Origin of the sequence: Streptomyces sp. MBT65, from assembly GCF_016612545.1 — a bacterium.
Lineage (GTDB): Bacteria > Actinomycetota > Actinomycetes > Streptomycetales > Streptomycetaceae > Streptomyces.
In genome coordinates this window covers 1-7219 of sequence record NZ_JAENRY010000363.1, presented here as the reverse complement: position 1 = coordinate 7219, position 7219 = coordinate 1, and the positions used below count along the sequence as shown (strand labels likewise).

The 7219-nt window shown below is 70.1% G+C and carries 9 protein-coding genes and 1 pseudogene; 8 read left to right on the top strand and 2 right to left on the bottom strand.

Annotated elements, in window-relative coordinates; genetic code table 11:
* The first annotated feature begins 142 nt into the window (after positions 1-142).
* The 4 genes from JHN63_RS44630 to JHN63_RS44615 all read left to right on the top strand — a co-directional run bounded on the left by JHN63_RS44630 (position 143) and on the right by JHN63_RS44615 (position 2181).
* Positions 143-619, top strand: coding sequence for a DUF4259 domain-containing protein (locus JHN63_RS44630; protein ID WP_200690851.1), 477 nt, complete (start codon positions 143-145; stop codon positions 617-619).
* Positions 616-1026, top strand: a complete 411-nt coding sequence (locus JHN63_RS44625) for a hypothetical protein (protein ID WP_200690850.1) — start codon at positions 616-618, stop codon at positions 1024-1026. The genes JHN63_RS44630 and JHN63_RS44625 overlap by 4 nt, the downstream gene beginning before the upstream one ends.
* Before the next feature lie 29 nt (positions 1027-1055).
* Entirely contained in the window at positions 1056-1259 is a 204-nt protein-coding gene (locus JHN63_RS44620) for a hypothetical protein (RefSeq protein ID WP_200690849.1), read from the top strand.
* A 133-nt stretch (positions 1260-1392) separates the two neighbouring features.
* On the top strand, positions 1393-2181 hold the full coding sequence (locus JHN63_RS44615; protein WP_200690852.1) for a GNAT family N-acetyltransferase: 789 nt from the start codon (positions 1393-1395) through the stop codon (positions 2179-2181).
* On the opposite strand, the gene JHN63_RS44610 is transcribed toward JHN63_RS44615, so the two are convergent.
* Positions 2157-2729, bottom strand: a complete 573-nt coding sequence (locus JHN63_RS44610; RefSeq protein WP_200690848.1) for a TIGR03086 family metal-binding protein — start codon at positions 2727-2729, stop codon at positions 2157-2159. The genes JHN63_RS44615 and JHN63_RS44610 overlap by 25 nt on opposite strands.
* A 105-nt stretch (positions 2730-2834) precedes the next feature.
* Positions 2835-3749 (bottom strand): rhomboid-like protein, encoded by a 915-nt coding sequence (locus JHN63_RS44605; protein ID WP_307782136.1) that lies wholly within the window; start codon positions 3747-3749, stop codon positions 2835-2837.
* Positions 3750-3880: 131 nt separating this feature from the next.
* On the opposite strand from JHN63_RS44605, the gene JHN63_RS44600 reads away from it, so the two are divergent.
* The 4 genes and pseudogenes from JHN63_RS44600 to kgd form a co-directional block, all read left to right on the top strand.
* Complete coding sequence (locus JHN63_RS44600) at positions 3881-4558, top strand: spermidine synthase (RefSeq protein ID WP_200690847.1); 678 nt, start codon at positions 3881-3883, stop codon at positions 4556-4558.
* A gap of 113 nt (positions 4559-4671) precedes the next feature.
* Positions 4672-5412, top strand: coding sequence for a response regulator transcription factor (locus JHN63_RS44595; RefSeq protein ID WP_200690846.1), 741 nt, complete (start codon positions 4672-4674; stop codon positions 5410-5412).
* Entirely contained in the window at positions 5409-6515 is a 1107-nt protein-coding gene (locus tag JHN63_RS44590) for a cell wall metabolism sensor histidine kinase WalK (protein ID WP_200690845.1), read from the top strand. The genes JHN63_RS44595 and JHN63_RS44590 overlap by 4 nt, the downstream gene beginning before the upstream one ends.
* 281 nt (positions 6516-6796) lie before the next feature.
* Positions 6797-7219: pseudogene (gene kgd / locus JHN63_RS44585) on the top strand (multifunctional oxoglutarate decarboxylase/oxoglutarate dehydrogenase thiamine pyrophosphate-binding subunit/dihydrolipoyllysine-residue succinyltransferase subunit); the annotation flags it as partial.

Sequence of the window (7219 nt, the reverse complement as noted above, 5' to 3'; positions counted from 1 at the left end):
GCGGGGATGGCGGGGCGTCGGGGGCTCACCGCTCACTCTTGGCGTACGACCTCGACGGCCGACCTCGACGGCCGATGTCAGTGGCCCCTGCCACGATGCCGGGACGTGAAGCCAGCACGATCAAGAGGCACAGGAGAGACGTATGGGCACCTGGGATGTCGGCCCCTTCGACAACGACACCGCGGCGGACTGGTGCGGCGACCTCGACGAGGCGTCGCCGGACGCGCGGCTGGGCTTCGTGCGGGACACCCTCGCCCGGACGGCCGACACCGCCGAGTACCTGAACGCGGACGTAGGCGACGAAGCCATCGCGGCAGCGGCCCTGGTAGCCGCGCAGTGCCCAGGCGGTGAACCCGCCCATCCCCACTACGGCCCGGACGAGCCCGTCCCGGACCTCACCGACCTCCGCGCCCTCGCCCTGAGGGCCCTCGACCGGGTCATGACCGAGCCGTCCGAACTCCTGGAACTCTGGGGCGAATCGGACGGCGAACCCTGGCACGCGACCATCAACGGGCTCCGCAGCACGCTCACGCCCCGGCCGCCGGGAGGAACGGCTCCGCCTGATCCGACCCCCACCGACGGCACAACCGCCCACGCCCCCTCCGGAAGGTCCACATGAGCTGGGATGTTCTTCTCTGCCACCTGCCCGACGACATCACCTCGATGCAGGACATACCCGACGACTACTCCCCGCCCCCACTGGGCCGACAGCACGAAGTCCTCGCGGCCGTGACCCGGGCCGAACCCGAAGCCGACCTCTCGGACCCCACCTGGGGCGACCTCTCCGGACCTACGTGGTCCGTGGAGCTCAACATCGGCTCGGAGGATCCGGTGGACTCGGTCATGCTGCACATCCGCGGCTCCGGCGACGACGTGCTCGCCTCCGTCTTCCGCCTCGCGAGCGCCCTCGGCTGCAAAGCGCTGGACTGCTCCACAGGAGACCTGATCACTCCACAGGGCCCCTCGGGCTGGCACGCCTTCCAGGAGTTCCGCGACCGTGTGATCGCCCCCTCCGAACAGGGCTGATCATCCGCGCCCGGTAGGCTCACGGCGCCATGGAACAGCTGCCCGAGAGCGTGGACCGGAACATCCTGGAACACCGGATCGTGCATGCGCTCGTCATCATCCGCGAGACCCGGGGGTGCACCCTTCCCCAGGCACTCGACATCTTCGCGGAGCGGTACGAGGAGCTCCGCCGTGATCGCCCGGACGACTTCACTCTGGGCCGGGACGAATACGGCCGGGGCTTCTACTCCTGACCTCCTCCGGCACATCAGGACCGGCGCACCCCGCCGTTAATCAGTTGCCCCAGCTCACGCGCCTCGTACCGTCTCCCCCGTGACAGACACGGAAACCGAGACACAGACCCTCCTCGCCGCCTACGACGAGCAGATGCGCGGAGCCCCTCCCGTCCCGGCCGCCGGAGTGACGTACGAGAAGGACGGGCCGTTGCTGCGGATCGTCGGGGAGACCCGGGGGTTCGTGACCGGGCCGCGCGACCTGGGCCTGCGGGGGCGTGAGCTGGACGAACTGATCGTCCGGCAGCGGGACTTCTTCGCCGCTCGTGGGGAACGCGTGGAATGGAAGATCCGGGGTCATGACGAACCGGCCGACCTCACCGACCGACTGCGCGCGGCGGGCTTCGTGCCCGAGGACCAGGAGACGGTGCTCATCGGACGGACCGCCGAACTGGCCGTAGGGAAGCCCGTGTTGCCGGACGGAGTCACCGTGCGCCGGGTCTCCGACGCGGCGGATCTCCAGCGGATCGGCGCCATGGAGTCGGCCATCTGGGGCATCGACCTGACCTGGCTGGCGACCGAACTGCTCGGCCGGATCACCGCCGCACCGGACGAGATCGCGGTCTACGTCGCGGAGGCGGACGGCGAGGTGATCTCCGCGGCCTGGCTGGTCTTCTACGGCGACTCCGAGTTCGCGGGACTGCGCGGCGGTTCGACCGTCGCCGACTGGCGCGGCAAGGGCGTCTACCGCGCCCTCGTCGCCACCCGAGCCGCCCTCGCCGCCGCCCGCGGAGTCACGTACCTGCACGTGGACGCCTCGGACGACAGCGCGCCGATCCTCCGCCGGCTGGGGTTCCGGGCGGTCACGACCACAACGCCGTACGTGTGGTCACCGGATCAGGCGCGGGATCGAACGGATCAAGCGACCGTGCGGCCCAAGTAGGCCAGCAGCCGCGCGTGCGGGGCCGCCCCCGGCGCCGGCCGGACCTCCGGGCCGAAGACGCCGGGCACGCGGTACGCGTCGAAGCCGCCCATGCCTCGCATCACCGACAGCAGTTCCGCGCACAACTCCTCGTCCACCACCGCCTGTTGGCCCGTCGCGACCGCCAGGTCCACACCGTGGACGCAGACCTCCGTGAAGTGGATCAGCGCGGCCATCGGGCCGGGCAACGCGCCCAGCGAGATGTGGACCGTGGTGTCGAGGGCGCCGGGACGGTTCCAGGCCGCGCGGTCCGCCTCCGCCGCCTCGGCGTACGCGCCCTTGGGATCCACGCCCAGCCAGTCGGACTCGTGCTCGGCGCCCGGATCCGTGCCGTTCAGTTCGGCGGCGAAGATGTGCATGCCGCCCACCGTGTGGTTGAGGACGGCCCGTGCGTCCCATTGCGTGCACGGGGTCGGGATCGCCCACTGGCCCTCGGCAACTCCCGTCACCACCAGGCCAGTTGCATCGATCGCGCGCTCAACCCGCCGTACCGCATCCGTATTCGTCACTCGGACCTCCCCCGTCCAGGACCACGACCGGCTCTCCACGCCATCAATACACCCACGCGGCGGAATTCCAGAGAGACAGAGAGACAGAGAGACGGAGGCGGGGAGTCAGACCCCGCCGGCCTCGACCCCGGCCACCTCGAACCGGGATGCCTCCGTCCCAGCCGCCCGAGCCATCCCCGCCGCCCGCTGCCAGCGCCGTATCAACGGCCAGGTCGCGATGCCTATCGAGAGCGAGATCAGGTGACCCCAGTTCGTCATGGGGTCGGTGAACGCGATCAGGTCCGAGACCAGCGACCAGCCGAACAGGGCGATCAACGGCAGGCCCAGCCACGGCCGCAGCAGGCCGCCCAGCGCTCCTATGCTCGTGGCCACGCCGAAGCTGATGCCGTAGTCGAGGCGGTGGAGCGAGCTGTCGGGGAGATGGCCCGCCAACACCGCGATTCCCACCGTCCCTTCGGTCGCGAGCGTCGCCAGGATGTGGCCGGAGAGGAACACGGCGGCGGTCCGTGCTCCGCCGATCCGGCGTTCCAGCGCCGTCAGGACCAGCAGGAAGAGCAGCGCGTACGGCGACAGCATCCCGCCCACGATCCACGACGCGCTCGCGATCAGCACGAGGAACGGGTCGCGGACCAGGTGGGTGACATCGGTGCTGGACGCCTGGTGGAGTTCACTCACGAGGGTGGGATCGGCGTACTGCGCGACGAGGGACGTGATGACGAGCAGGAGCGCGTAAGCAAAAGTGAACGGTGTGCCGGTGGGGGTGGGCAGCAGCCGCCAGGGGTGGACGCGGCGGAGCGCGGTGACGATCCGTGACTCGCCGGGTACGGCGGGGGTCGACGCCGAGACGGACACCGCCGCCGGGCCGGGGCCCGGGAACACCAACTCCCCACCCGTCGCCGGGACTTCCCGCTGTCTCGGCATCGCGTCCAGCAGCGAGGAGTCCTCCCCGGCGAGGGGGATGGCGGAGGCCGCCAGAGGGGTGGCGGAGGCCGGGGTGTCGGCCGTCACGGTCCGTTCCACGGTGAGGCGCTCCTTCCGTTTCGACCCACCCTTCGTCGTCCCACCTGCCGCTGTCTATGACCGACGCCACGCGAGAGCCGATTCATAGCAACCCGAAAGCTTTCTCACGCGTCCGCGGGTACCGTGCTCGGATGACCACGGCGTACGACACTCCCGTTGTCCTGGACCGTCGCGAGGGCCCCTACGGCGAGGTGGTGCTGCGCCGGCACGGGGAGTTGCTGCAGATCATCGCCAACGGGTGCTTCCTGATGGACACTTCGGACGGGCGCTCGGAGCGGTTGCTGGTCGACGCCGCGCGCGACGCCCTCGACTCGCGCCCCGAACCCCATGTGCTGATCGGCGGGTTGGGGGTCGGGTTCTCGCTGGCGCACGCCGCCGCGGATCCCCGCTGGGGCCGGATCACGGTCGTGGAGCGGGAACCGGCGATCATCGAGTGGCACCGGTCCGGCCCCCTGTCGGCCCTCTCCGCGGCCGCTTTCGCCGATCCCCGTACCGACATTGTGAAAACGGACCTGGTCACACTCGTCAATGAGACTTGCGCCACTTTCGACGCGCTCTGCCTCGACATCGACAACGGGCCCGGCTGGACCGTCACCGAGGGCAACGACAGCCTCTACTCACCGGCCGGACTGGCAAGCTGTGCAAGGGCGTTGAGGCCGGGCGGGGTGCTCGCCGTATGGTCGGCGCAGCCCTCTCCGGAATTTGAGCGAACCTTATGGAATGCCGGGTTCCAACGGGTGCGTACCGAAGAGATCCCCGTTGACCGAGGCGTTCCGGACGTCGTGCACCTCGCCGTCCGACCTGGATAGCAAAGCCGCCGTTACTCCCCGTACCCTGCTTCCCTGACGCAGATCATTCACGCGTCAAGCGCAGTCATGGGATCACCCCACTGGTTCCGGAAAGCACACTTCAGGGGCGGGCGATGGAGCAGACACAGACCTCCCACAACGGTACGGCCACGGCCACGCCGGGCGCGCAGCGCCGGGTGCTGGTGGTCGAGGACGATCCGACGATCGTCGACGCCATCGCGGCCCGTCTGCGGGCCGAGGGATTCCTCGTGCAGACCGCGGGCGACGGGCCTTCGGCCGTCGACACCGCCGAGGCCTGGCAGCCCGATCTGCTGATCCTCGACATCATGCTGCCCGGCTTCGACGGGCTGGAGGTCTGCCGCCGTGTGCAGGCCGCCCGTCCGGTGCCGGTGCTGATGCTCACCGCGCGCGACGACGAGACCGACATGCTGGTCGGGCTCGGGGTCGGCGCCGACGACTACATGACCAAGCCGTTCTCCATGCGGGAGTTGGCGGCCCGGGTGCACGTCCTGCTGCGCCGGGTGGAGCGTGCCGTGGTGGCCGCGTCCACCCCGCGCTCGGGCATCCTGCGCCTGGGCGAGCTGGAGATCGACCACGCGCAGCGCCGGGTACGGGTGCGCAGCGAGGACGTCCATCTGACGCCCACCGAGTTCGACCTGCTGGTGTGTCTGGCGAACACCCCGCGTGCCGTGCTCTCGCGCGAGCAGTTGCTCGCCGAGGTGTGGGACTGGGCGGACGCCTCCGGCACGCGTACCGTCGACAGCCACATCAAGGCACTGCGCCGGAAGATCGGCGCCGAGCGGATCCGCACGGTCCACGGCGTCGGCTACGCACTGGAGACACCGACGCCATGAACGAAGGGCCGACGTCACGGAGGAGCCCCGGGGAGTCCTGGGGCGGCGTACGCCCGTTCTCGATCAAGACCAAGCTGGGCGCGCTCGTCGTCATCTCGGTGCTCATCACCACCGGGCTGATGATGATCGCCATGCGCACGGCGACGGAGCTGCGCTTCATCACGGTCTTCTCGATGATCGCCACACTGCTGATAACGCAGTTCGTGGCGCATTCGCTCACCGCGCCGCTGGACGAGATGAACACGGTGGCCCGGTCCATCTCGCGCGGCGACTACACGCGCCGGGTGCGCGAGAACCGCCGGGACGAACTGGGCGACCTGGCCGGGACGATCAACGTCATGGCCGACGAGCTGGAGGCGCAGGAGCGCCAGCGCAAGGAGCTCGTCGCGAACGTCTCGCACGAGCTGCGCACCCCCATCGCGGGCCTGCGCGCCGTACTGGAGAACGTCGTCGACGGCGTCTCGGCCGCCGACCCGGAGACCATGCGGACGGCGCTGAAGCAGACCGAGCGGCTCGGACGGCTCGTCGAGACGCTGCTGGACCTCTCCCGGCTGGACAACGGCGTCGTACCGCTGAAGACCCGCCGCTTCGAGGTGTGGCCGTATCTCTCGGGCGTGCTCAAGGAGGCCAACATGGTCGCCTCCGCGCGCGCGGGCATCGCGTCGGGCTCGGGGAGTCACACGCGGACGGACGTCCATCTGCACCTGGACGTGTCCCCGCCGGAGCTGACCGCGCTCGCGGACCCGGAGCGCATCCACCAGGTCGTCGCCAACCTGATCGACAACGCGGTCAAGCACAGCCCCGCGCACGGCCGGGTGACGGTCAAGGCGCGGCGCGGTTCGCTGCCCCAGTCGCTGGAGCTGGAGGTCCTGGACGAGGGACCCGGCATCCCGAAGGCGCAGTGGGCGCACATCTTCGAGCGGTTCAACCGGGGAGCGGTCAGCTCGCCGCACGGGCCCGGCAGCGACGGCGGTACGGGCCTCGGGCTGGCGATCGCCCGCTGGGCGGTGGATCTGCACGGCGGCCGGATCGGTGTGGCCGAATCCGACCGTGGCTGCAGGATTATCGTCACCCTTCCGGGACTGTCATCCGTGCCAAGTTGACGTAAAGTTCGAACCGGAGCCCCAAGATCCACGACGGTCCGCGCTGACGGACACGTGTGATCAGGCACAGGCCCGCGCCATCGGCGCGTCCGGCCCGCATCGATCCGTCCCTTCTGGAGCGGAACCACGCTTGTTTCCCGCCATTTCAGCGCTCGAAACACACTTTCCGATGTGACTTACGCGACGATGGACCGGCCCGACCTGACCTTGGCGGTCATGGGGGCGTAGCCTTAATTCCCGCTGTCCATCACCTTGTGAAGCGGAAGAGGGCGGTTGCCGCCGTGTCGTCACAGTCCCCCAGTAACTCGACCATCTCGACCGAGTCCGACCAAGCCGCGGGGAAGAATCCCGCCGCCGCGTTCGGGCCCAACGAGTGGCTCGTCGACGAGATCTATCAGCAGTACCTCCAGGATCCGAACTCGGTAGACCGAGCCTGGTGGGACTTCTTCGCCGACTACAAGCCGGGCGCGGCTGCCGCCCCGACCTCGACTTCGGCGGGTACTGCGGCCGCGGGGGCCGCAGCGCCCACGCCACCGGCCCAGGCCGCACCCGTAGCCCCGGCCCCGGCTGCTCCTGCTGCCGGCGCGGGAACCGCCGGAGCCGCGGGGGCCGCAGCGCCCACGCCACCGGCCCAGGCCGCACCCGTAGCCCCGGCCCCGGCTGCTCCTGCTGCCGCACCCGCGGCTCCGGCGGTTCCCGCGCCC